This window comes from Enorma phocaeensis (assembly GCF_016901575.1).
GTDB lineage: Bacteria > Actinomycetota > Coriobacteriia > Coriobacteriales > Coriobacteriaceae > Limicola > Limicola phocaeensis_A.
Genome location: NZ_JACJKQ010000001.1, coordinates 198,075 through 221,224, shown reverse-complemented (window position 1 = coordinate 221,224; position 23,150 = coordinate 198,075). Strand labels below are relative to the sequence as shown.

Here is a 23,150-nt window from a genome sequence, read left to right as displayed (position 1 = left end):
CTACTCGCCCTCCTCCAAGGCGTCGTGAGCGTACAGGGCCCCAGCCTCCATGACGCCGCCTTCGGTTTCTGATGGATCTTGGCTCGAAGAATCGTTTTCGGCATCAAACGATCCCTCTTCGGCAACGAGAGGCTCTTCCGGCCCATCTGCTTCACAGGAGGGGTCGATGGAGTCGTCCTCGAGCTCGTCGGCGCCTTCGAACTCAAAGGCGCGGCCAACGATACGGACTTCGTCGCCCGCACGGCAGCCGGCGGCCATGAGCGCATCGTCGACACCCATACGGGAGAATCGATGCTGCAGGTAGATGACGGCCTCTTCGTTCTCCCAGTCGGTCTGAACCACCAGTCGCTCGACCTGTGTGCCAGAAACACGGAAGACGCCCGGCTGCTCCTGAACAACCTCGAATCGGCGCTCGCGGGCCTGGCGGCGGCGCTCCCAGATCTCATCGTATTGGACGGGAGCCTCCTCGACGGCGAGTTCGGAGCGGAGCTTGGCGACCTGCTCGCCGCACGCAAGCATGAAGGTGTTCAGGCCTGCACCGGTAACCGCCGAGACGGCGAAGAACATATGGCCGTCTTCGAGGGCGGCACGCTTGAGCTCCTCGACACGTTCCGACATGCCCGAGACGTCGCATTTGTTTGCGACGACCACCTGGGGTCGATCGGCAAGGTCTGAGGCATAGCGCGAGAGCTCCTCGTTGATCACGCGATAGTCCTCCACCGGGTCGCGCCCCTCGAAGCCGCCGGTAATATCGACAACGTGCAAAATCAAGGCGGTGCGTTCAATATGGCGAAGGAACTGATGGCCCAGGCCCCTGCCCTCGCTCGCGCCCTCGATAAGCCCCGGGACGTCTGCGACGACATAGGAGTATTCTCCCGCGCGCACCATCCCAAGGTTGGGAACGAGCGTGGTGAAGGGATAGTCGGCGATCTTCGGCCGCGCCGCGCTCATGCGTGCGATAAGAGAGCTCTTGCCTACGCTCGGCATGCCAACCAAGGCGGCATCCGCCATGAGCTTCATTTCAAGCTCGATCCAATGCTCCTCGGCGGGCTCTCCAAGCTGGGCAAAGGCAGGCGCGCGCCGTACCGAGGTGACGAAATGCGTGTTGCCGAGGCCTCCGGCGCCACCGGGGGCAACGACGACGCGCTCCTTGTCATGCGTGAGGTCGGCGATGTCAAACAGTGGCTCCTGCGTTTCCGGATCGAGCTCGCGCACCACCGTGCCCATGGGGACCTTCAGCACAAGGTCCTCGCCGTTTTTACCATCTTTGCGTGCACCGCGTCCATGCGTTCCGCGCTCGGCACGAAAATGATGCTTATAGCGATAGTCGATGAGCGAGGAGAGCTGGGCATCCGCCTGGATGATCACGTTGCCGCCGCGTCCGCCGTCGCCACCGTCAGGTCCGCCTTTGGGAACGAAGGCCTCACGTCGAAACGACATGCATCCGGCACCGCCGTCCCCGCCCTTTACGTTGATGCGGCAGATGTCGGTGAACTGCCCCATGCACGCCTCCTTTCAAAAAAGGGAGACCCCCAAGAACTGAGGGTCTCCCGAATATACGCTCTATGAAGGGTTGCTTACGCGTTCGCGAACGGGCGCACGTTGACCCTGTGCTTGATGCCACGAGTATACTCGACCGTGCCATCGACGAGCGCGAAAAGCGTGTCGTCCTTGCCACGACCAACGTTAGCACCGGGGTGGATGTGCGTACCGTGCTGACGAACGAGAATGGTGCCCGTCGTCACGGTCTGGCCGGCGAAGCGCTTGCAGCCCAGGCGCTGACCGCGGGAGTCGCGGCCATTACGGGAGGAACCGAGTCCTTTTTTGTGTGCCATGTCTTATACCTGCTCTTTCAACAACGAGTGTGACTACTCGGCAGCCGGAGCCTCAGCGTCGGTCGCGACCTTCTTAGCCGCACGCGAGGTGGCCTGAACCTTCGTGATCTTAATCCTGGTGAGCTGCTGACGATGGCCCTTCAGGCGACGATAGCGCTTGCGCTTCTTGAACTTGAAGACGAGCTGCTTCTCACCCTTGAACTGCTCAACGATCTCGGCAGTGACCTTGGCCTTGGCGAGCTTGGCGGCGTCGGTGACGATCTTCTTGCCGTCGTTCAGGAAGATGACGGGGAGGGTGATCTTATCGCCGACCTCGCCCTCGATCTTCTCGACGTTGATGACGTCATCGGCAGCAACCTTATACTGCTTGCCACCTGTAGTAACGATTGCGTACATTCTCTATAACCCTTCATGCATATGGTAGTGCAACAGCCGAATATAGTAGCAGGCCCCATCTGGCACGTCAATGAAAAGGATGCGAACCTCCCCTGCATACACACAAGTTCATGACTTATGCGCGTGCATCCGCACAACGGATGGGGTAGACAGCGGTGCCATCGGGCCGTTCGCCCTCTTGTGCGACGCGCTCGACCACGACGCGCTTGATCGTACGATAGTCGTAGGGGCCGATATCGAGGCGAGGCGGGTCGCCCAGATAATCCTCCCCTGCCAGCAACAGGTCGCAAGCCGCAATGAACAGCTCAGGGCGCATGGCACCATCGTTGTCGAGACGCGTTTCGAGCGCGATGGTCGCCGTGCGCGCATCGTTCCACGTCACGGAGACGTCGGCGAGCGTCCTCTCAAGGTCGAGCCGTTTGGACTTGCGACCGCGCCGATAGTCGAGCGCCTTGCGCTCGCGGACCGTAGAGATCGCACGATTGAGGGCGCAAGGTTCGACGTCGGTCGTGAATTCGATACTCACCTCATAGGTTGCACGAACGATAAAGGCGGTGAGGGATTCCGAGCGGACATCGATGTATGCCGCCTCCTGTGCGGCAAGGTCGAGCGGAGCTGCCGACTGGAGCGCCTCGAGAGCCCTGGGCGCAGGAACGTATTCGGTCAACATGAGGTCGAACCACTCGCATCTCGAGGCGGTTCCCACCGGAAGCGCAGAAGAAAAGGAGACGCGCATATGCGGAGAGAAGCCCTGCGTGACCGCATAGGGAAGTCCCGCGCGACGCACGATGCGCTCGATGGTGTGCAAGACTTCAAGATGCCCGAGGTAACGAAGGCGGCCGCGCTTGACATAGCGAACCCTTAGCCGAAACAATGCCTGCTCACTCACCACGCTCACCTACCAATATGTTTTTGGCCCCAAGCGTGGGGCAAATGCCGCACCCGGTGCATGACGTGCGCGTACAGTCCGAGGTGGTCTTACCCTCAAGGGCGCGGCGCCACTCGCGCTGCAAGAACCCCGGAGCCACGCCTGGGCTGACATGTTCCCACGGCAAACGGTCTTCGAGGCCAAATGTCTCTTGCGAGACTTCGCGCAGGTCGATTCCCGCCTCCTGCGCCGCCTGCTCCCAGATGCCGAGGTCGAACTGCTCGGTCCATGCGTCAAAACGGGCCCCCCGCTTCCACGCCCCCACGATCACCGGTACAAAGTCGCGGCCGCATCGAGAGAGCGCCGCCTCGATGAGAGAGGTGTCGGCATCATGGTAGTGAACACGCACCTGGCGGCTCGTCACGCTCGATACCAACAGCTTCTGACGGCGCTTTACCTCGGCGTCGTCAAGCTGCCCGCACCATTGGAAAGGCGTCTGGGCCTTTGGGATAAACACCGAGACAGAGATGGAGACCGAGATGCCGCCTCGCTGCCCCTTGGGTACCACCTCGTGCGCTATCTCGACAACCCGCTCGGCGAGTTGGGCGATGGCGACGATGTCATCATCGGTCTCGCCCGGAAGACCCATCATGAAGTACAGCTTCATGCGGCGCCACCCTGCTTCGAAGGCTGCGCGCGCCGCACGTTCAAGATCGTCCTCGGTCACATTTTTATTGATGATGTCGCGCAGACGCTGGCTGCCGGCCTCAGGAGCAAAAGTCAGACCGCCCTTCTTCTCGCCTGCCACCTCAAGCGCCATGTCGACGCCAAAAGAATCGAGGCGTTGCGAGGGAATCGAAACAGAGATGCCGGTATCGTCAAGACGACGATTGAGGCGCGAGAGAATCTGCGAGCAGCAAGAATGGTCGGTTGTGGAAAGCGACGTGAGAGAGACCTCGTCATACCCCGTGCGCGCTAGGCCGCGCGTCACCGCTGAGACCACTTGGTCGGCAGTGCGCTCGCGCACCGGGCGATAGGTGATGCCCGCTTGGCAGAAGCGGCACCCGCGGGCGCAGCCTCTCAGAATCTCGATCGAAAGGCGATCGTGCACCAACTGGGCGAAGGGGACGACTGACTGGGAGAGCGGGTCGGTCGCGCCAAAGTCACGGACGACGCGCTTATAAACTACCGAAGGAACATCCTCGCCAGCACGGGGAACCGTATAGCCATGGCGCGTGCAAGGACCTTCATGGCACACCTCATACAGCGACGGGACATAGGTGCCCGGAATCTTGGCCAACGCACGAACGATCTCGCTCCTTGACGCACCGGCATCGCGAAGCCTGCGGTGTTCAAGAGCGACCTCGACGATATGCTCCTCGCCCTCGCCGATGAGCATCGCGTCAAAAAACGAAGCGATGGGTTCGGGATTGTAGACAGAAGGCCCGCCTGCGATCACGATGGGGTCATCTTCGCCGCGCTCGGCTGCAAGAATAGGTATGCCGGCAAGATCGAGCGCCTCGAGATAATTGGTGGCGGCCATCTCATGAGGCACGTGAAGCCCGACGATGTCGAACGAGGCGACAGGGGCCGCCCCCTCGAGCGAAAGGAGCGGCACACCCGCCGCGCGCATGGCGTCAGCCATATCGACCCACGGCACATAGGAACGCTCGCAGGACTCGCCTTCCTGCTGGTTCAGCACGTTATAGAGGATGGCGATGCCTTGGTTGGGCAGGCCGACTTCATAGACATCCGGGTAGATGAGGCACACGCGATGCTGAGCGTCAGGCGAGGAAAGCGCCCCCCATTCATGGTCTATGTAGCGGCTCGGCTTCTCGACATGAGAAAGCAGGGGCTCAAGCTCAGAAAAGCGGTCGCGGTATTCGACGCGCACAAGACCTCCTTTAGGATACATGCTTCTCAGACGGAGCGACGTCGCGCAGGCGACCAAGCGCCGAGCGTACCGCCCCGTTCACGGCGGAGTAGTCTACACCATGTCGATAGACAGCGTCGAGAACAAGGCCGATGCCATAGGTTCCGCCGCCTGCAACGAGCCCCTTAACCAGAAAAGCTACATGGGGGACCTCGCGGCAAACCGCTCGCGTGCACCCTCGGAGCGCAAGCCCGGCGAGGGCGACGGCGGCCACCTCGTAGGCGCGCTCGGCCGAAAGGCGATAGCCATAGACCGAAGCCAGCCGCAGCGCCATGCCTGCCTGTGCAAGGGTCAGCACGGGATAGTCGGCCCCGGGCGTGAAGACGAGCGCACCCGTAACGAGATTTGCAAGCGACGTGGATTCAATGATCTCGGTGGTCACCACAGGCCGTATGAATGAGAAGTTCGCGGCAAACGCGTCGGCCTTATCGGTGCGTGCGCAGATCCACCGTGCAAGCTCTGCGGTGAGGTGATCTTGGTCCGTCGCAGCGATCAGGCCGAGCAGGGGCGTGTCCTGAGTGATGAAGGGCACCTCGACGCTCGACTCGGCGACCACGCACACGGGAGCACCTGATACCACAAGCGACTGCACGGCGGCATTAAGATGCGAGGAGCCGCAGCTCAGGACGACCACGACATCTGTATCGGGTTTCGGCGCCGCGGGTGCGGGCGTCAGCCGGCCCACGCGTACCAGTCCTGCCGTCGTCTCCGGTACAAGCGCCGCTCGCACCGAGTTGACCAAAAACGGAGTTGCGGACTCATCGACATAGACCGCCACGCGGACCGAGGCGCCGGCATCACGTCTCGCGCCAGCACCGATCCTGAGCATCTTCAGAAGCGAATCAATGGAGAGCTGCATGGTTCCTCCCCCGTCAGGCAGCTTTAGAGCGATGCCGCCAGATGGACTGCACCACACCGATGGCGAGGCACTGAATAAGCATCGAAGACGAGCCGAAGCTGATAAAAGGCAAAGGAATGCCGGTGATAGGCATGAGACCGATACACATGCCGACGTTCTCGAATATCTGAAACATCCACATGCCCACGATGCCTACGGCAACGAGCTTCAAGAACAAGGAGTCCTGCTTGATCGCGACGCGCACCGTGGAAAGCATGAGCAGCGCAAACAGCCCCAAGAGCACGACGGCGCCCACAAATCCGAAGGTCTCGCACACAAAAGCGAAGACGAAGTCGGTATGCGCCTCGGGTAGAAAGCCGGATGTGGACTGGGTGGCATTGCCGAGCCCCTTGCCAAAGAAACCGCCCGATCCCACGGCGATGAGCGATTGCTGCAGGTTGTAGGCGGCATCACTCGTATCGGAAGTGGGGTCGATGAACACGAGCAGGCGGTTCATCTGATAGTCCTTGATCAGGGAGTTGTCATCGGTGAAGATGCTGTCGATGATGGAGTCGGTCGCAAGCACGAGCGACACGAGGCCGACGACGATAGCGATGGTGGACAGCACCCATTCCTTGCGCGCTCCGCTCATCATGATGACCACCGCGCCTGAGAAGAAGACGACAAGGCCCGAGCCGAGGTCTCCCTGGATAAGAACGGCCGCGAACGGAATGAAGAGCATCGCGCAAAGCTTTATATAGTCTCTCACCGTATCGATGCGCCCGTTGTACTGCGCCCCAAGCGAGGCAATGAACGCGATGGTGACGAGCTTGGCAAGCTCGACCGGCTGGAAGGTGAGGTTGATGATGGGAAACCTGATCCATCCCGTCATGCCCTGGGCGCTCCAGGAAAGACCTGGCACATAGGGAAGGAAGATGAGGACGATGTCGGTGACAAGCAGCACGGTTGAGAGGTTGGCCAGGTTGCGCAGATCGATGCGCCACACCATAAGCATGAGCGCGCTTCCCAGTCCGATGCCCAGCAGGTGACGGGGAAACGATGCGTCCGCGATAGATTGGGAGGCCGACCAGATGATGATCGAGCCATACGCGAGCAAGCCGATCCAGGCGACGAGCACGCCGAGATTCATGGACTGGCGGAAGGAGCTCCGAGAAGTCGAGATCTTCTTGTTTACACGCTTGAGGCTGCCAGCAGAGGAGCCTGTTGCCGCTAATGCCATGGTCGCCTCCTATCTCACGCTGCTGTCGTAACCGGTTGCGGTGTCTTCAACGCCGTAGATGGCACCGAGCACGTCTCGCACCGCAATAAGAGCGGTGGACGATCCGCCGCCGCCCTGCTCAAGCACGGCCGCGACCACGTATTTTGGATCGTCGGCAGGGGCATAGGCGATGAACCACGCATATTCGTCCTCGTTGGTCTTCTCGCCGGTACCCGACTTGCCAGCGACCTCGACCGGCAGCGTGTTAAAGTGTGCCGCCGTCGCCGGCTCGGCAACGTAGATGACGTCATGAAGGCCATTTTTGACAAGCTGCAGGTCATCCTGAGAATGGATTGCTGCGGTAAGGCGCTCGCGAGGCTTTCCGTCGTTGTATCGGTAGGCGTCGCCCCCCTCCCCGTCTCGAGCGACGGCGGAGAGGAATACGTGGGGCGTATACTCGACGCCGCCCATGGCGATGCCTGCATAGACCGTTGCCATCTGCAGCGGCGTCACCAAGATGTCGCCCTGCCCGATGACGATGTTGGTCATGTCGCCAGGGTTCCACGTACGATCGGCGTCAGACCAATCCTTGAAGTACGACTCCTTCCAGGCGGCATCGGGCACGCGCCCCTCCCCTTCGCTGGGAAGGTCGACCCCCGTCTTTGAGCCGAGGCCCCAACGGCGAAACATCTCCTGAAGGCCTTCGGGGTTCTCTTCGTCATAGTAGAAGGCGTTACCGATGTCATAGAAAACCGGGTCGCACGAATGAGCGATGCCAGACTGAAGCGTCATGGTCCCATGCCCGCTATGAAGCCAGCAGCGCTTGCCCCATGCCTCGCCGTTTCCCGTCCAGTAGCCGGTGCACACCGTTGTCTGGGTCGACGTATAGGTGCCATATTCGAGTCCGGCAAGGGCGGAGAGCGACTTGATGGTCGAGGCCGACATATATTGGCCGCCGATGGCGCGGTTCAACAGCGGCCTGCCGCCGTCTTCGCTGTTGAGCTGCGACCACACGTCAGACGACACGCCGCCCACGAAGACAGACGGATCGAAGGTCGGCGCGCTCGCCATGCCGAGGATCTCGCCGTTGGTGCAATCAAGGCACAGGCAGGCGCCGTTGCCGGCGTTTTCGTATCCCGCGTTCTTCGCCGTGTCGATGGCGTGCTGCAGGCCCGTCTCGCATGCCTGCTGAATGGTGAGGTCCAGCGTGAGCTTGATGTCCGACCCGGGACTTGCGGGAACCGAACCCGCTTGGCCAAGGACGTTGCCCTGAGCGTCGACGGTGACCGTCTGCTCGCCTCGTATGCCCTGAAGGAGCCGTTCGTAGCGTGATTCGACACCAGCCTGACCCACCACGTCTCCCGACTGGTAGTCGATCGTGCCGGCGCTGTCACCGTCCTCGCTCTGCGCGTCAAGCTGCTCCTGAGTGATGGTGCTGGTATATCCAAGGACATGGCAGGCGGTGGTTCCGTACGGGTACTGGCGCTCGGTGCGCTCGTCGACCGTGACCCCGTTGAACTCCCCGGCATGCTCCTGAATATATGCCACCGTGGACCGACGCACGTCGGTAGCGATGGTATGGCGTGCCTGGGCGCCTTCGGTGTTGTCCTGAATATTTCTGAGAACGGCGACGTAGGGCATGCCGAGAACGTTGGCGAGGTGGCGCACGAGCAACGTGTCGTCTGCCAGGTCGCGATAGCCCGTTACGGCAAGCGAGGCCCTGTTGGTGACAAGGGCGACGCCGTTGCGGTCAAGGATCCGTCCGCGCGGGGCCGCAGTGGTCACCGTACGCGTCTGGTTGGTTTGCGCAAGGTTCTCGTAATAGTCAGAACTCACCATCTGCATGCTCCACAGCTTTGTGACAAGCGCGGTAAACATGGCACCGATGCCTACGGTGAGCAAGGTGAAGCGGCCCTTAAAGGCGACGCCGGGCGTATTGCCCTCGCCCTCGGACGCCTTGGGGGTGGTTCCGTTTTTTGTATCGTAGGTGAATCGACCGGAGTAGCCTCGCAAGAAGACGAGCGAACCTATGATGGCCGCCACGAGGATCACGCCGGCAACGACGACGACGAGCTGTGCGTCCATGGCGCCTCCTTAACGGATCCCCTTGAAACGCGAGCCTTTGCTCTTGACAGAAAAGCCGCGTCGGGACGAGTCGGACGTGCCGGAAGCCAAGAAAAAGGGAACGGAGACCAGCGCGCTCAAAATGGCAGTAGAGAGCCCGTGGCCTAGCAACGAATTAACAAGGTCGCTCTGAATGCCCATGATGACGAGGGCAACCCCGTAGACCATGCTCACGGCAAAGCAAAAGACCGCAACCAGACGATAGGTGTTCTGCGAAGATGCGCCGATGGCGGCAGCAGATGAATTCGCAAGCACGAACGAGCCTATCGTGAGCAAAAGGGTCATGAGCCCGACCGGCACCGATGCGGTTAGGTCATAGAAGAGCCCGCAGAGAAACCCAGCTATGACTGCCCGCGAGGCGTTGCCGGAGAAGGCGTAGACGGCAGCCAATATGAGCATGAAGTTGATGGTTCCGCCGAACAGGGAGATCTGCGGGGCAAGAGCCGCCTGCAAGAGAATCGCCACCACGGTGACTGCTGCAAGGGAGGTCTGGGACCGCGAACTTTCATGAAGATCCATGGCCATCCTTTCTACTCCCCCGTTCCCGTATCGGTTCCGTCAGCTGAAGCGTCCCCGCTTCCATCATCAGAGGTATCGTCTTGGGCGTCCCGCGTCGTACCTTGGGGCGAACTGTTGGCCTCGGCCACGTCCTCGTCGGATGCCGCCTGTTCATCGGTCAGCGACGTGATCACAAGCACCTCTTCGTTGTTCTCCGTGCTCACCGCAGACCGAACGACGATGGTGTAGTAGACCGCGTTCGACGCACGCTCCACCGAGGTGATCGTCCCCAGGGGAAGCCCCTTGGGATACACGCCTCCGATGCCGGAGGTGACGATGATATCCCCCTCGCGAACATCCGAGTCAACAGAGATGTATTCGAGCCTCAGCGTCCCGTCGGGCTGCCCCTCGAGCATGCCCTGGGCGCGGGTGCTCTGGACCATAGCAGAGATGCCGGACTGCTCGTCGTTGGCAAGACGGACGGTCGCTGTGTTCGGGGAAACCTCGATGATCTGGCCGATCACGCCGGCAGAGTTGGTGACGGGCATGTTGATAGCAAGGCCGTCAAGAGAGCCCTTGTCGATGGTCACGGTCCGAGACCATGCGTCGCTCGACATGCCGATGATGCGGGCAGCGGTCGACTGGAGGTTGTACGTCGAACGCAGGTCGAGCAACCCCTCGAGGCGCGTCGCGGTTTCCTGCGCCTCTGAGAGCTCTGCGACCTGAGCGGTGAGCTCCTCATTCTGCGCGCGAAGCTCGTCCAAGGTCTCTTGCGATGCGGTGAGGTTCGCAAAGATGTTTCCAAGCCCGTTGAACGGCGTCGCGATGGCGGCGCCGACCATGCGGGCGGGGCTGGTGATGGTGGTAACGCCCGCACGCACCGTATGGATGGGGCCCGATTCGCCCTCACGAATGTAGAACGTGAGCAACAGCACGGAAGCGATGCATAAAACAATCAACGGGCGGAAACCCGTTGATTGTCCTCGATTGTTATATCCGGTGGAGTACTTCTTCTGAGACCGCGGCAAGGACCGAACCTACCTTTACGCGTTGCTTTGTACGAATCCGCCATCGAAGGCGTTGGCCTCGAGCACACGAGCGCAGCCGTTGACCACGTTGTCGAGCGCCGTGGGGCTCACGTTCACCGATACGCCGGTCTCATCGCGCAGACGCACGTCGAGACCGCGCAACAGGGCACCGCCGCCAGTCAGCAGGATGCCGTAGTACATAAGGTCAGATGCCAGGTCGGGAGGCGTGGCATCGAGGGCGTCCTTGACCGCCTTCGTCATCTCGTCGAGCGGCTTTTGAAGCGCGCGGCGGATCTCCTCGCTCTCGATGCGCACCGTCTTCGGAAGGCCGGTGATGACGTCGCGACCGTTGACCTCGACATCGAGCTCGTCCTTCAGCGGAACGGCGGAACCGACCTTGATCTTGATGTCCTCAGCGGTGCGCTCTCCGATGGCGAGATTGTAGGCGTCGCGGACATGGGCCAGAATAGCCTGGTCGAATTCGTCGCCAGCAATGCGAATCGACTGAGAGACCACGATGCCGCCCATGGCGATGACGGCGACCTCGGTGGTGCCGCCGCCGATGTCGACGACCATGGAGCCCGTGGGCTCCTCGACCGGCAAGTCGGCGCCGATGGCTGCGGCCATGGGCTCCTCAATGAGGTACGCCTGACGAGCACCGGCCTGGATGGTGGCCTCGAAGACGGCGCGCTTCTCGACGGAGGTGACACCCGAGGGCACGCAGACGACCACGCGGGGGCGCGGGGTCCAGGGGTAACGCTTCTCAGACGCCTTGTCGATGAAGTATCGAAGCATCGCCTCGGTCACATCGAAATCGGCGATGACGCCGTCCTTAAGCGGGCGAACGGCGACGATGTTGCCAGGGGTGCGGCCGAGCATGCGCTTGGCCTCGATGCCGACAGCAAGGATACGCTCGTCGTTTTTATCGATAGCGACCACGGAGGGCTCACGGATGACGATGCCCTTCCCGCGCACCGAGACCAACGTGTTCGCAGTGCCCAGGTCAATGGCAAGGTCTCCGCCATACTGACCGAACAACATATCCATCAAAGAAAACAAGACAGCTCCCAGAACTCACAAATCGGATCTGCTGCTACTAGACGCAATGGTCCAAGTGTAGTGTACGGCGACGTCCCGGGAGGGTCACATCCCGGGACTTGCCGCAAACTCCATATGCGTGGCTACCTACTCGGAAGACGCGTCGTCAGCGGACGCACTCGAGGAGGCGTCTGAATCGGTCTCTGCGTCGAGGCTGGAATCCACAGAGGTGTCGGACTCCAGGGAGGACGAGAGGTCAGACGTCGAGTCGCTGCCCGAATCACTCTGCGTATCGGTCGCCGAGCTGTCGCCGCCCAAGTCGACGGACACGTTGCTCACGACCCAGCCGATGTGGTTGTCGGCGCGAACGAACGAGACCCGGTAGGTCATGGTGCCGCCGCGCGAGAGCTGCACCGAGACGTTGGCCGTGCTCTCCGTCATGGACTGGTCCATGGAATCGATTGTGGGGGTCGCGTCGGCGGGGATTGACGATACGAGGATCGCCTTGGCGTCATCCGTGAGCGCGGACGCGAGATACTGGTCGGTGTCCTCGCCGCTCGACACCGCTTGGAAGAGCCCCGTCAGCGTATCCTGCTGCGACGGGAATCCGAGGCCGCGCGTGTAGGCAAAGCCAAGGCCGGCCGCCGCGATGACAAGCAGGAGGAGAATCACGAGGAAGATCTTGAGTCCAAGGTGGCGGTGACGACGGCGCACCTTCATCTCGCGCTTGTCCTGCTGAATCATCTCGGATTCGGAAAGCGTGAAGAAGCCGGTGTCCGAAGGGTCGGGCATGAAGGCGCCGGACTTGCCGAGCGGGTCGAGGGGATCGATCTTGTCAGGAACGCCCGCCGACTCGGTGGCTGCCATGGCGCGCTGGGCCGAAGCCTTATCGAGGGCGTCTTGAGCGCGAGCGAGGTCGGCATTCTGCTCGGGCGTGAGCTGATAGATGCCATCCGAGGTCGCCGTGGTGAACGCATCCACCGCCTCGCTGAAACGGCCGGCGGCGCTCAGGGCCTGTCCGAGCCCCGCGTTGATGGAGCGGGTGTCGTCGCGCGGCGTGGCGAAATCGAGCGCGGTGCGATAGGACTCGATGGCGTCGCCGGGGCGTCCGAGCTTGATGAAGCAGGAGCCGAGCTGAGCGAGCGCGCCCGCCGGTGCGGGATTGGCCCCATCGATGGCGGCCTGACGATAGGCGGTTCCGGCCTCGGCGACGCGGCCGAGCGCAATCAGGGACCCGCCCATGCCGAGATAGGCCTTGTAGGGAGTTGCGTAGGTGGTGTCCTTCATCGCCTCGGTGAAGCTGCGGACGGCCGCGTCGTGGTCGCCGGCGGCGGCATACGCCTTGCCCTGGTTGGTCAGCAAGGCGCCCTTCTTGCCATATGAGGCATCCTCGAGAGCAAGCGCATAGGCGGCAGCGGCGTCATTCCACAGCCCGAGCTTCATGAGCGCGTTGCCACGAAGATGGTCAACCTCGCCTCGAACCTCGGAGGGATCTTTCACCGCTGCGAACATCTGGGCGGCGGTGGTGTAGTCGCCCGCACGATAGGCGGCGCGGGCCTGGTCAAGCAGCTGAGCGTTCACGTATCCTCCAACAAATGACGTCTATGCCTCATGTACGATCTCGACATGGCGAATCTCATCGCCCACACGCAGCGCGCCGATGACGTCGAGGCCCTCGATAGTGGTGCCGAACACGGTATAGCCCGAGTCGAGCGCGTGCTGTGGACCCAAGCAGAAATAGAACTGGGAGCCGGCAGAGTCAGGATGCTGGGAGCGCGCCATGGCGAGCGCGCCGTCAACATGGCTGTTGCGGGGGTTGGTCGCAAACTCGGCCTTGATGCAATAGCCGGGCCCACCGGTTCCAGGCATGCCGTCTGGACCGGGTTTTCCGGCTACGACGTCCTCGGGCGTCATGTCGCGCGTGTTGGGGTCTCCACCCTGGATCACAAAGCCGGGAACATAGCGATGGAACTTGATGCCGTCATAGAAGCCCATGATGGCCAGCTCGCAGAAGTTCGCGACATGGATGGGCGCGCCGTCGGCATCAAGCCGAACGCGAATCGTCCCCTTGGTGGTGTCGATCACCGCGACCTCGTCCCCCTGGACGGGAAACTCGGGTGTGTAGAGTTCTCTGCCAAAACCGAACATGGGCGTCCTTCCTCAAGTATGCAATCGCATCAATTCTAGCAAGAACAGGCAGGATGCACCACTCATACCGCTTGCGGCATTACAGGCTTGACACTAAGAGCGCTCCGATGGAGCCCATGCGGAGACGTATTGGTCAAAGAGCTCGCGTGCCGTCGAGCCGGCTTCTCGCAACGGCTGCAAGATATCGTTTTGATGGTCGCGCGCATCGGACCCCGTGCTGTAGGACAAAGAGATGTCCCAGCAGTCGCAGATCACGTCAACGCGCTCATACATCCACGTGGCGAGCTGGCGAACATGGTCAAGGTCTTCCGTATAGGCAGACCCATCGGCCAGCTTCATGCCGTCAAGCTCGTCGATGACGCCCTGGACGCTGTCGCGAAGCTCGTAGGCGCTCTTCGAGGCCTCTTCGCGAGCAGAGAGGTCTGAGAGCAGGTATGACCCGTTGAAGGTGTCGATCACCTCGCCGAGCCGATCGGCGTCGTTGAACGAGACCACCTGGTCATAAAGATCCTGCAGGCGCTCGAGAGCCTCGGCGTCGCCGAGCGTGGAGTCCTCGAGGGTCTCGGTGTCTCCCCTCTCGTCAGAGCTCCCCTGCGGCACCGAACCGCTCTCTGGAAGCTGCCGGCTGGGGAACGTCTCGCGCGCCGACGTCCTCACCCATTCATAAAACCCGGGCATGACGCCGAGCGGGTCCTGCGTGACAAACGCGGCGCCGCCCGCGATCACCGCGACGGTGAGAACGCCCGCGATCAGCCCACGCGATGGTTTAAAGCCGCGATGATAGGGGTCTTTCTTGGGCTTGTCGTCAAGCGCGGGAATCACCGTCGTTGCCGACGGGTCGAGCGAATCGGAGAGCACCGATTGCGCCGAAGCGTTTTGCTGGGGGCGCTCGGTCTCAATGGCGTCAGAGGTAAGCCTTGGAAAGCTAGCCGTGCGCCCTGCAGCAAGATCGCTCGCCGAGGCCTCGGTGGAGAGAATGCCCGGCGCGGGGCGACCGCACTTGGGACACGTCCGGTCATGCGGGGAGAGACGGGCGCCGCATCCGTCGCAGAACACGAAGCCGACGCTGGCGCCCGATGTGGTGAGCCCGCCGCAGTTGGGACACACCGTGCAGCCGTCATCTATGGTCTCTAGGCAGTGGGGACAGATCACAAGCTTCTCTTCCTCGCAAAGTCAGGCCAACTTAGTTGATGAGCGCGTCCAGCACATGCGGAAGGATGCCGCCGTGATGGAGATAGAGCCCCTCGGTAGGCGTGTCGACTCGAACCCTTACGGAGAAATCGATCACGCTTCCGTCGCGCTTGCGGGCATGCACCAAAGCATATGACGGACTGGGGAGCCCTGCGGAAAAATCCACGGGTTCGATATCAAAGGCCTCTTCGCCATCAAGCCCGAGCGAGGCGGCAGACTCGCCTTCGACGAATTCGAGCGGGATGATTCCCATGCCGATGAGGTTCGAGCGATGGATGCGCTCAAAGCTCTCGGCGATGACGGCTCGGACCCCGAGCAGCGCCGGTCCCTTGGCGGCCCAGTCTCGCGAGGATCCGGAACCGTACATCCGTCCCGCGAGAACGATGAGGGGGATTTGCGCGCTGCGGGCCGACATGGCGGCATCGAATATCGACGTGCGCTCTCCCGTGACAAGGTCGCGCGTCCAGCCCCCCGCGACTCCCGGAACAAGCAGGTTCTGCAGACGAACGTTGGCAAACGTGCCGCGCATCATGACCTCATGGTTGCCGCGGCGAGACCCGAAGGAGTTGAAGTCGGCATCGGCAACGCCATGGCTGCGCAGATAGTCGGCTGCAGGGGAATCCCCGGGGATCGCGCCGGCGGGAGAAATGTGATCGGTTGTGATGAAGTCCCCCAGGCTCACGAGCGCCCGCGCCCCCGTGATTCCCTGGGCGCCCAGCCGCTTGACGTCGTCGAAATAAGGAGGCCTGCGCACGTAGGTCGACGCATCATCCCACACAAACGCCTCGCCTTCAGGGGCCTGCAGCCCAGTCCAGGCCTCGCTTCCCGAGAAGAGCCCGTCCTCGCCGGCGGCGTATACGTCGGGTGTCACGACGTCGCGGTACAGCCGGTCGAGTTCCTGGACGCTTGGAAGCAGGTCGCGAAGATATACCGGCCCGCTCGCTCCGTCACACACCGGATCCGTCTCGAGGTCGATATCAACGGTCCCCGCAAGCGCGTAGGCAACCACGAGCGCGGGGGCGCAGAGATAGTTCTGGACGACGTCGGGCGAGATGCGCCCCTCGAAGTTGCGGTTGCCCGAAAGCACGCTCGCAAGCTCGCAGTCGGCAGCGATCTCATGCATGCCGGGAAGGACGGGTCCCGAATTGCCGATGCAGCTCATGCAGCCCCAGCCGCACACCGAGAAGCCGAGGCTCGCGAGCGGTTCGATCAAACCCGCACGGGCCAGGATGTCCGTCGTGGCATGCGACCCGGGCGCAAAGATGCGCTTGACCCACGGACGCGCGACGCACCCGAGCTCGCAAGCGCGCCTGGCCACGAGCCCTGCTGCGAGCATCATGGCAGGATCGGTTGCGGTGGTGCAGCTGGTAATGGCGGCGATGGCGATTGCGCCATGCGCGACCTTCGCGTCGCCGTCACGAAGATGGGCCGAGAATGCCTCGCCGGGATTCCGGCCATGGGATGCGAGCGTGTCACGGAAGCGGCCTTTGAGGTTTCCGATGTCCACGCGGTCGTGAGGGCGAGAGGGTCCCGCCAGCGACGGCTTCACGGCCGAAAGGTCGACATCTATGACGCGAGCATATACGACGTCCTCGGGGTCATAGCCCAAGATGCCCTGGGCATCCAGATAGGCCTCGGCGACGGCGCGCACGCCGTGCTCCCGGCCAAAGACATCCATCTGCTCGAGAACGCGCTCATCGGGCGGGAACAGCGTGGCGGTGCAGCCATATTCGGGCGACATGTTTGCGATGGTTGCGCGCTGCGTGACGCTCAGCGACGCGACTCCGTCACCGAAGCACTCGACCAGAGAACCTACGACGCCGGCGCCGCGCAAGGTCTCGGCAAACGTGAGGGCAACATCCATGGCGGTGACGCCAGGCCCCAACTCGCCTGTCAATCGGACGCCTATGACGGGCGGAACCGTCATGGTGATTGGCTGCCCCAGGGCTGCGGCCTCGGCCTCGATGCCACCTACGCCCCACCCGAGCACGCCCATGCCGTTGGCGGTAGGCGTATGGGAATCGGTGCCAACCAGGGAGTCAAAATACAGCTCAGGAAGATCGCCCTCCCCCTGCGAGGTCATGACGACGTCACAGAACCTCTCGATATTGAGCTGATGGCAGATGCCGACCCCCGGCGGCACGATGCGGACGTTTTCAAAGCTCGAGGACGCCCATTTGAGGAACGCAAACCGCTCGGCATTGCGCCCTGCCTCGATGCGGGCGTTCTCCCTCGCCGCATCAGCACAAGACGAGATGTCCGCGGTGACCGAATGGTCCACGACCAGCACGCAGGGTATCTGGGGATTCACGCGCGATGGATCGGCGCCCCGATCGCGCGCGGCGTCACGCATGGCGGCAAAGTCGACGAAGACGGGAACGCCGGTGAAATCCTGAAAGAGCACGCGCGAGGGCATGAACTCGATCTCCTCACCAGGCTTGCCGGCAAGCCCGGCTCGCACGATGCGCCGCGCCATGGCGTCACCTGCCGGGGTATGACCTAGACGTCGCAAAACGTTCTCGAGCAAGATGCGCAACGAAATGGGAAGGCGCTGGGCATCGGGAATTTGGTCGAGTGGATGGATGATGAAAGACTGACCGTCGACGTCGATCGGTCGAACGGCAGCGGTCTCATACGGCCCGTTCATGGCTATCCCCTCATGACGAACTTGCGTTGCGGCCTTTCATGCTATCGCGTTTGCGTCGCGGGACGGTGACTTTTATGCCCTGCGCTGATTTCGTAACAGAGGCTCGACGCGAATCCCTCGAACGTCCGCCGGCTCCACCGGCAGCAGCATTGGCGTCCACCGCACGGGCGGCATGAGATTCCGTGCGCTTGAGCGCTTGCCGCTCGCGCCTTCCCGCGAGCGCGTCGCGTGCCCTCATGACCGCGCGGCGAGGAGCAGACCCCGTGGAGGTAACCCTGCCGTTGCCGCCATGACCGAGCTTGACGCGCACGCCGCGGCCGAAGCCGGTGACCGAGCGCGTAACACGCTCGGGCGACCGGTCCATCTTGGCTGCAAGCTGGAAGAAGATCATCGCGCCCAACGCCGAGGTCGCCGCGACCCAGACGGCAGTCGCAAGGTCGAGACGGGCAATCGAGAAGAAGTCGGCAAAGCCAAAGATGCCTACGACAAGACCGACGACGATGGAAGCGAGCAAGGCGACCCGAAGCGGCGTGAAGGGCTGGGAGATGCGCCAAATGAGGCAGCACCCCACAAAGCTCGTCGAGATGAGGCACATCGTCGACAACGTCGCCTCGTCAGCCCCGAACAGAGCACTCCCGCCCATGTTGAGACATGCCGCGACAACGACCGCGAGCGATGCGGGAAGCGCGCGCTTGACCACGTTGGTCAAGAAGCGTCCCTCGACGCGGGCCCGATTGGACTCGAGGCCGAGCACGAATCCGGGATAGCCGATGCAGAAGAAGTTGATGAGGGTCATCTGAATCGGCTGGAAGGGATAGGGCGGGAAGGCGATGCAGATTGCCGCCAGGCCCATAGAGAACAACGTCTTCGTAAGGAAGAGGGCTGCGGAGCGCTGCAGGTTGTTGATTGAGCGGCGCCCTTCTGCCACCACCGCCGGCATGCTGGCAAAATCGTTGTCAATCAGCACGATCTCCGCGACGTTGCGCGCAGCGTCGGAGCCGGCCGCCATTGCTACCGAGCAGTCGGCTTCCTTGAGCGCGAGAACGTCGTTCACGCCGTCGCCCGTCATGGCAACGGTATGCCCCCTGCGCTTGAGGGCCTGGACGAGCTCGCGCTTCTGCTGAGGCGTCACACGACCAAACACGTGGTAGCGATCGACTGCGGCGTCGATCTTCGCGGGCGTGTCGAGGGTCGTTGCATCGACAAAGGCCTCGGCACCCGGGACTCCAACGACCTTTGCGATCGAGGATACGGTACGCGGGTCATCGCCCGAAATCACGTTGAGGGTCACGCCCTGCTCGGTGAAGTATCCGATGGTCTCGGCGGCAGACGAGCGAATCTCGTCGCGAATGGTCACAAAGCCCACCGGACGTGCCGAGCCGATCATCTCGCCTTCGTCGGTAAAACCGTCGACCCGCGCGACGACCAATACGCGACATGTATCCGCAAGGCGGGCCACCTGAGCCTCAACCGAAGCATAGATATCCGGCTCGAGAACGAATTGTGCGGCACCCATGACAAACGAACCGGCGTCGAAGGCGGCGCCGCTCCACTTTTTGGCGGAGGAGAACGGCACGACGGCGAGGGCGTCGGCAACGGGGACGCTCCTATCGGCATAGTGGTCGAGCAACGCCTTGCACGTCTCGTTGGCGTCGGCAGAAGTCGCCCGCGCGATGTTCGCAAGGGCGAAATCGAGCACCGACACGTCGTTCGGGATGCCATCGAGCGAGCGCGCCTCCCCCCCATCGACGGCGACGGGATAGGTGCCCTCGACCTCCATGCGCCCCGAAGTGATGGTGCCGGTCTTGTCGAGGCAGAGAACGTCTACGCGAGCAAGCGTCTCGATGCAGTAGAGCTGTTGGGCGAGGACGCGGCGGCGGGCCAGGCGTATCGTCGCGATGGCGAGGACGGACGAGGTCAGCAGCACAAGCCCCTGCGGAATCATGCCGAGCAGCGCACCGACCGTGGTAAGAAGCTCGGACGACGGCACGTGCCCGCGCCCAAGCTCTTCCATGGCCCAGCCCACAAGGCCGGGATCCGGCGAGCCGGCGCGGATGTAGGACTCGTTGAGGCTCGAGAAAAACAGCGCGAGGCCCAGCGGCACCATGACCACGCTTGCAAAGCGCACGATTGCGTTCAGCGAGTTCATGATTTCGGAGTTGACCTTCTTGACGTACTTTGCCTCGTTGTTGATCTTGGCCACATAGTTGTCCGCACCCACATGGACGACGCGGGCATAGACGATGCCAGAATCGATGAAGCTCCCGCTCATGAGCTGAGAGCCCGGCGTCTTGCGGATCAAGTTGCTCTCGCCGGTGAGAAGGCTTTCATTCACCTGGGCCTCGCCGGTGACGACTTCCGCATCCGCGGGAATCTGGTCGCCTCGTCCCAGCTTGACCAGGTCGTCGAGAACGATCTGGTCAAGGTCGAGCTCCACCTCGGAGCCATCGCGAACAACCGTGGCTTTCTTGGTGGCGAGCAGGGTGAGCCTATCGACCATGCGCTTCGATCTCAGCGACTGAACGACGCCGATGAGCGTATTGAGCAAAACGATCGCGAGAAAGGTAAGGTTTTTCCAGGAGCCGGCGATGATGACCAGAACGGCGAGGATGACGTTGATCAGGTTGAAGAGCGTGAGCAGGTTCTCAAGCAGAAGCTCGCGGACCGACTTCGTCTTGAGCTCCATGTTAACGTTCACCTTGCCGGCGGCGATGCGATCGGCGACCTCGGCAGACGACAAGCCGCGTGCGGGCCCGCCGGCGGCCGTCGCTGTCTGCGGCCTTTCCTCCGTCGATGCCATGCGGCACCTCCCCAAACCAAATGCTGTCATTCAACACAACAGACGTTAGTATGCCCCAAACACCCCGAAAGAAACCGTCTCTGCGGAACAGCATAGACACCCCAGGCGACATGAAGCGCCCACTTTCCCCCAGATTATCGGGCGCCTGTGCGGAGCGCATGCTTTTTGTGGCGCATCGAGACGTTTTGGGTATAATGGCTAAGCAACACGTCCCATTAGCTCAGTGGATTAGAGCGTCTGCCTCCGGAGCAGAAGGCCACAGGTTCGAATCCTGCATGGGACACCAGGCCGTTCCGAGCCCGGCGTCTTTTTGACGCCGGGCTTTTATCATCGGAACACCCATGTCGGCGGCGCTTCCATGCTGCTCGAAGTGATGCACGCACCATCCGTAGCGTGGAACAGTCCGTATCCGGCGATAAGGAATGGGGCGCACGTGGACTCCGGATCTTTTTTTCGCCCGCGCCGTCCAGCCATCAGCGCACCAAGCGTTAAGAAATGTTATCCAGACGCGGCGCGCATGAATCGCGCGGTCGATTAGGATACACTCTATCCACTTGACCCGTTAGAGCTCCAGCATCTTGCTGTCTAGGAGGACCATATGATCGCCATTCTTCGCAAAAACGCTGCCCCCGAGGCCGTCGACCACCTCATCGGCTGGATCGAGAAGAAGGGCCTCCAAACGCACGTCTCACACGGCGAGAACGAGATCGTCATCGGCTTGGTGGGAGACACCACCAAGATCGACCCCTTCCTCCTTGAGTCCATGGACATCGTCGAACGCGTTCAACGCGTGTCGGAGCCGTTCAAGAAGGCGAACCGAAAGTTCCACCCCGCCGACTCAAGCATTGATTGCGGGTTCGGCGTGCACATCGGCGCCGGCGAGTTTCAGGTTATCGCGGGCCCCTGCTCCGTCGAGGGAGAGAATCTTATCCGCATCGCCCGACAGGTAAAAGAAGCGGGCGCCACCATGCTTCGTGGCGGTGCATACAAGCCCCGCACCTCCCCTTACGCCTACCAGGGCATGGGACCTGCGGGCCTCGACCTTCTGTGCGAGGCGCGCGAAGAGCTCAAGATGCCCATCGTGACCGAGATCATGGACCCGCGCGATATCGACGTCTTCTTAGAAAAGAAGATCGACGTCATGCAGATCGGAGCGCGCAACGCGCAGAACTTCCCGCTCCTGAAGGAAGTCGGCAAGACGAAGACCCCCGTCCTGCTGAAGCGTGGCATGTCGGGCACGATCGACGAGCTGCTCATGGCCGCCGAATACATCATGAGCGAAGGCAACGACAACGTGATTCTCTGCGAGCGCGGCATTCGCACGTTTGAGACCCGCACCCGCAACACCTTTGACCTCAATGCCGTGCCGGTGCTCCACTATCTTTCGCACCTTCCCGTCGTGGCGGACCCGAGCCATGCGACCGGCTACACGCGCTATGTCGAGCCGATGGCGCTCGCGGCGACCGCCGCGGGGGCGGACGGCCTCGAAATCGAGGTCCACGACGACCCGACGCACGCGTGGTCGGACGGCGCCCAGGCGCTCACGCCCGACCAGTTCTGCGACCTCATGCGACGCATCGCCCTCATCCGCGAGGCAATCGCGCCCGAAGCGGCAGCCGAATAGGAGCGCTCGCCAATGGAACCCAAGCAGGATAGCCTTGAGACGAACCGCATGAGAGGCGGAGACATCCAGCCAGCCCCGACCGGGCATTCGATTCCACGCCGTGTCGGCGTCGTGGGCCTGGGGCTTATCGGCGGCAGCTTTGCGCGCGCCTATCGCGCGCACGGCTGGGACGTGCTCGCCTGGGATACCGATGCGGACACGCTCGACGCCGCTCGGGTCGAGACGGTCTCCGGCGTCCTCGACCAGGCATCGATCGCCAGCTGCGACCTCATCGTGCTTGCGGCATATCCGGCCGCCTGCATCGCATGGCTGGAAGACCATGCAGGGCTGCTTGGCGAAATCTCGCGCGAGGGCGCGGGCCCGCTCGTCATCGATACCGCCGGCATCAAGCGACAGGTATGCGAGCGGGCCTTTGCGCTTGCCGAGCAGCACGGCTTCGCCTTTTTAGGCACCCACCCCATGGCGGGCACCGAGCATTCGGGCTTCGCCCATGCGCGCGCCGACCTCTTTGTGGGGGCGCCCCTCGTGCTCGTGCCGCCGGCTCTCGGCGACATAGAACGACTTCAGCTCCTAGACAGGGCAAACATGCTCCTTGAACCCGCCGGCTTTGGCTCGGTAAGCGTCACCACCCCCGAAGAGCATGACGCCGTCATCGCGTTTACGAGCCAGCTGGCCCATGTGGTCTCCAACGCCTATGTCAAGAGCCCCACCGCCCGCGTTCATCACGGGTTTTCCGCAGGAAGCTACCGCGACCTCACCCGCGTCGCCCACCTGAACGCACCCATGTGGGCCGAGCTCATGTGCGCCAACGGCGAGAACCTCAGTCGAGAGATAACCTGCCTCATAGGCGCCCTCGACGCGTATCGAGAAGCACTCGATGCAGGAGACCGGGATCGCCTTCGGATGCTGCTTGCCGACGGCGACCGCATCAAGCGCTCCCTCGATGATGACAACAGGCACTAG

Annotated in this window: 18 protein-coding genes and 1 tRNA gene; 3 read left to right on the top strand and 16 right to left on the bottom strand. The window is 62.3% G+C overall.

The annotated features are described in order from the left end of the window. The 16 genes from obgE to H6A15_RS00830 all read right to left on the bottom strand — a co-directional run bounded on the left by obgE (position 1) and on the right by H6A15_RS00830 (position 20,563). Entirely contained in the window at positions 1-1,503 is a 1,503-nt protein-coding gene (gene obgE, locus H6A15_RS00905; protein WP_204671437.1) for a GTPase ObgE, read from the bottom strand. Positions 1,504-1,577: 74 nt separating this feature from the next. Continuing rightward, positions 1,578-1,835 (bottom strand): 50S ribosomal protein L27, encoded by a 258-nt coding sequence (gene rpmA / locus H6A15_RS00900; RefSeq protein ID WP_087411194.1) that lies wholly within the window; start codon positions 1,833-1,835, stop codon positions 1,578-1,580. Positions 1,836-1,868: 33 nt separating this feature from the next. Beyond that, positions 1,869-2,231, bottom strand: coding sequence for a 50S ribosomal protein L21 (gene rplU / locus H6A15_RS00895; protein ID WP_204671435.1), 363 nt, complete (start codon positions 2,229-2,231; stop codon positions 1,869-1,871). Between the two features lie 115 nt (positions 2,232-2,346). After that, entirely contained in the window at positions 2,347-3,120 is a 774-nt protein-coding gene (locus H6A15_RS00890) for a TIGR03936 family radical SAM-associated protein (RefSeq protein WP_204671433.1), read from the bottom strand. Continuing rightward, complete coding sequence (locus H6A15_RS00885; RefSeq protein ID WP_204671852.1) at positions 3,113-4,993, bottom strand: TIGR03960 family B12-binding radical SAM protein; 1,881 nt, start codon at positions 4,991-4,993, stop codon at positions 3,113-3,115. The genes H6A15_RS00890 and H6A15_RS00885 overlap by 8 nt, the downstream gene beginning before the upstream one ends. A 10-nt stretch (positions 4,994-5,003) precedes the next feature. Then, positions 5,004-5,891, bottom strand: coding sequence for a hypothetical protein (locus H6A15_RS00880; protein WP_204671431.1), 888 nt, complete (start codon positions 5,889-5,891; stop codon positions 5,004-5,006). 13 nt (positions 5,892-5,904) lie between these two features. Beyond that, on the bottom strand, positions 5,905-7,110 hold the full coding sequence (locus H6A15_RS00875) for an FtsW/RodA/SpoVE family cell cycle protein (protein ID WP_204671429.1): 1,206 nt from the start codon (positions 7,108-7,110) through the stop codon (positions 5,905-5,907). 9 nt (positions 7,111-7,119) lie between these two features. Beyond that, positions 7,120-9,174, bottom strand: coding sequence for a penicillin-binding protein 2 (mrdA, locus tag H6A15_RS00870; RefSeq protein ID WP_204671426.1), 2,055 nt, complete (start codon positions 9,172-9,174; stop codon positions 7,120-7,122). 9 nt (positions 9,175-9,183) lie between these two features. Beyond that, positions 9,184-9,732 (bottom strand): hypothetical protein, encoded by a 549-nt coding sequence (locus H6A15_RS00865; protein ID WP_204671424.1) that lies wholly within the window; start codon positions 9,730-9,732, stop codon positions 9,184-9,186. A gap of 11 nt (positions 9,733-9,743) precedes the next feature. Continuing rightward, a complete protein-coding gene (mreC, locus tag H6A15_RS00860) occupies positions 9,744-10,670 on the bottom strand; it encodes a rod shape-determining protein MreC (protein WP_204671422.1) in 927 nt (308 codons plus the stop codon). An 84-nt stretch (positions 10,671-10,754) separates the two neighbouring features. Further along, positions 10,755-11,786 (bottom strand): rod shape-determining protein, encoded by a 1,032-nt coding sequence (locus H6A15_RS00855; protein WP_204671420.1) that lies wholly within the window; start codon positions 11,784-11,786, stop codon positions 10,755-10,757. A 138-nt stretch (positions 11,787-11,924) separates the two neighbouring features. Further along, positions 11,925-13,358, bottom strand: a complete 1,434-nt coding sequence (locus H6A15_RS00850; protein WP_204671418.1) for a tetratricopeptide repeat protein — start codon at positions 13,356-13,358, stop codon at positions 11,925-11,927. A 21-nt stretch (positions 13,359-13,379) separates the two neighbouring features. Then, on the bottom strand, positions 13,380-13,925 hold the full coding sequence (locus tag H6A15_RS00845; protein ID WP_204671416.1) for a peptidylprolyl isomerase: 546 nt from the start codon (positions 13,923-13,925) through the stop codon (positions 13,380-13,382). Between the two features lie 93 nt (positions 13,926-14,018). After that, complete coding sequence (locus H6A15_RS00840; RefSeq protein WP_204671414.1) at positions 14,019-15,077, bottom strand: zinc ribbon domain-containing protein; 1,059 nt, start codon at positions 15,075-15,077, stop codon at positions 14,019-14,021. A gap of 31 nt (positions 15,078-15,108) precedes the next feature. After that, on the bottom strand, positions 15,109-17,763 hold the full coding sequence (gene acnA, locus H6A15_RS00835; protein WP_204671412.1) for an aconitate hydratase AcnA: 2,655 nt from the start codon (positions 17,761-17,763) through the stop codon (positions 15,109-15,111). Positions 17,764-17,773: 10 nt separating this feature from the next. Beyond that, entirely contained in the window at positions 17,774-20,563 is a 2,790-nt protein-coding gene (locus H6A15_RS00830; protein WP_204671410.1) for an HAD-IC family P-type ATPase, read from the bottom strand. A 209-nt stretch (positions 20,564-20,772) separates the two neighbouring features. Between H6A15_RS00830 and H6A15_RS00825 the strand changes: the two genes are divergently transcribed. The 3 genes from H6A15_RS00825 to H6A15_RS00815 all read left to right on the top strand — a co-directional run bounded on the left by H6A15_RS00825 (position 20,773) and on the right by H6A15_RS00815 (position 23,150). Continuing rightward, positions 20,773-20,849 (top strand) — tRNA-Arg (locus H6A15_RS00825). A 312-nt stretch (positions 20,850-21,161) separates the two neighbouring features. After that, positions 21,162-22,187, top strand: coding sequence for a 3-deoxy-7-phosphoheptulonate synthase (aroF, locus tag H6A15_RS00820; RefSeq protein ID WP_204671408.1), 1,026 nt, complete (start codon positions 21,162-21,164; stop codon positions 22,185-22,187). A 12-nt stretch (positions 22,188-22,199) separates the two neighbouring features. Next, positions 22,200-23,150, top strand: coding sequence for a prephenate dehydrogenase (locus H6A15_RS00815; protein WP_342635775.1), 951 nt, complete (start codon positions 22,200-22,202; stop codon positions 23,148-23,150).

Bases quoted from the DNA above. Each gene is read 5' to 3' on its own strand.
- obgE (WP_204671437.1), bottom strand. From the start codon at position 1,503: ATGGGGCAGTTCACCGACATCTGCCGCATCAACGTAAAGGGCGGGGAC.
- rpmA (WP_087411194.1), bottom strand. From the start codon at position 1,835: ATGGCACACAAAAAAGGACTCGGTTCCTCCCGTAATGGCCGCGACTCC.
- rplU (WP_204671435.1), bottom strand. From the start codon at position 2,231: ATGTACGCAATCGTTACTACAGGTGGCAAGCAGTATAAGGTTGCTGCC.
- H6A15_RS00880 (WP_204671431.1), bottom strand. From the start codon at position 5,891: ATGCAGCTCTCCATTGATTCGCTTCTGAAGATGCTCAGGATCGGTGCT.
- H6A15_RS00875 (WP_204671429.1), bottom strand. From the start codon at position 7,110: ATGGCATTAGCGGCAACAGGCTCCTCTGCTGGCAGCCTCAAGCGTGTA.
- mrdA (WP_204671426.1), bottom strand. From the start codon at position 9,174: ATGGACGCACAGCTCGTCGTCGTCGTTGCCGGCGTGATCCTCGTGGCG.
- H6A15_RS00865 (WP_204671424.1), bottom strand. From the start codon at position 9,732: ATGGATCTTCATGAAAGTTCGCGGTCCCAGACCTCCCTTGCAGCAGTC.
- H6A15_RS00855 (WP_204671420.1), bottom strand. From the start codon at position 11,786: ATGGATATGTTGTTCGGTCAGTATGGCGGAGACCTTGCCATTGACCTG.
- H6A15_RS00845 (WP_204671416.1), bottom strand. From the start codon at position 13,925: ATGTTCGGTTTTGGCAGAGAACTCTACACACCCGAGTTTCCCGTCCAG.
- acnA (WP_204671412.1), bottom strand. From the start codon at position 17,763: ATGAACGGGCCGTATGAGACCGCTGCCGTTCGACCGATCGACGTCGAC.
- H6A15_RS00830 (WP_204671410.1), bottom strand. From the start codon at position 20,563: ATGGCATCGACGGAGGAAAGGCCGCAGACAGCGACGGCCGCCGGCGGG.
- aroF (WP_204671408.1), top strand. From the start codon at position 21,162: ATGATCGCCATTCTTCGCAAAAACGCTGCCCCCGAGGCCGTCGACCAC.
- H6A15_RS00815 (WP_342635775.1), top strand. From the start codon at position 22,200: ATGGAACCCAAGCAGGATAGCCTTGAGACGAACCGCATGAGAGGCGGA.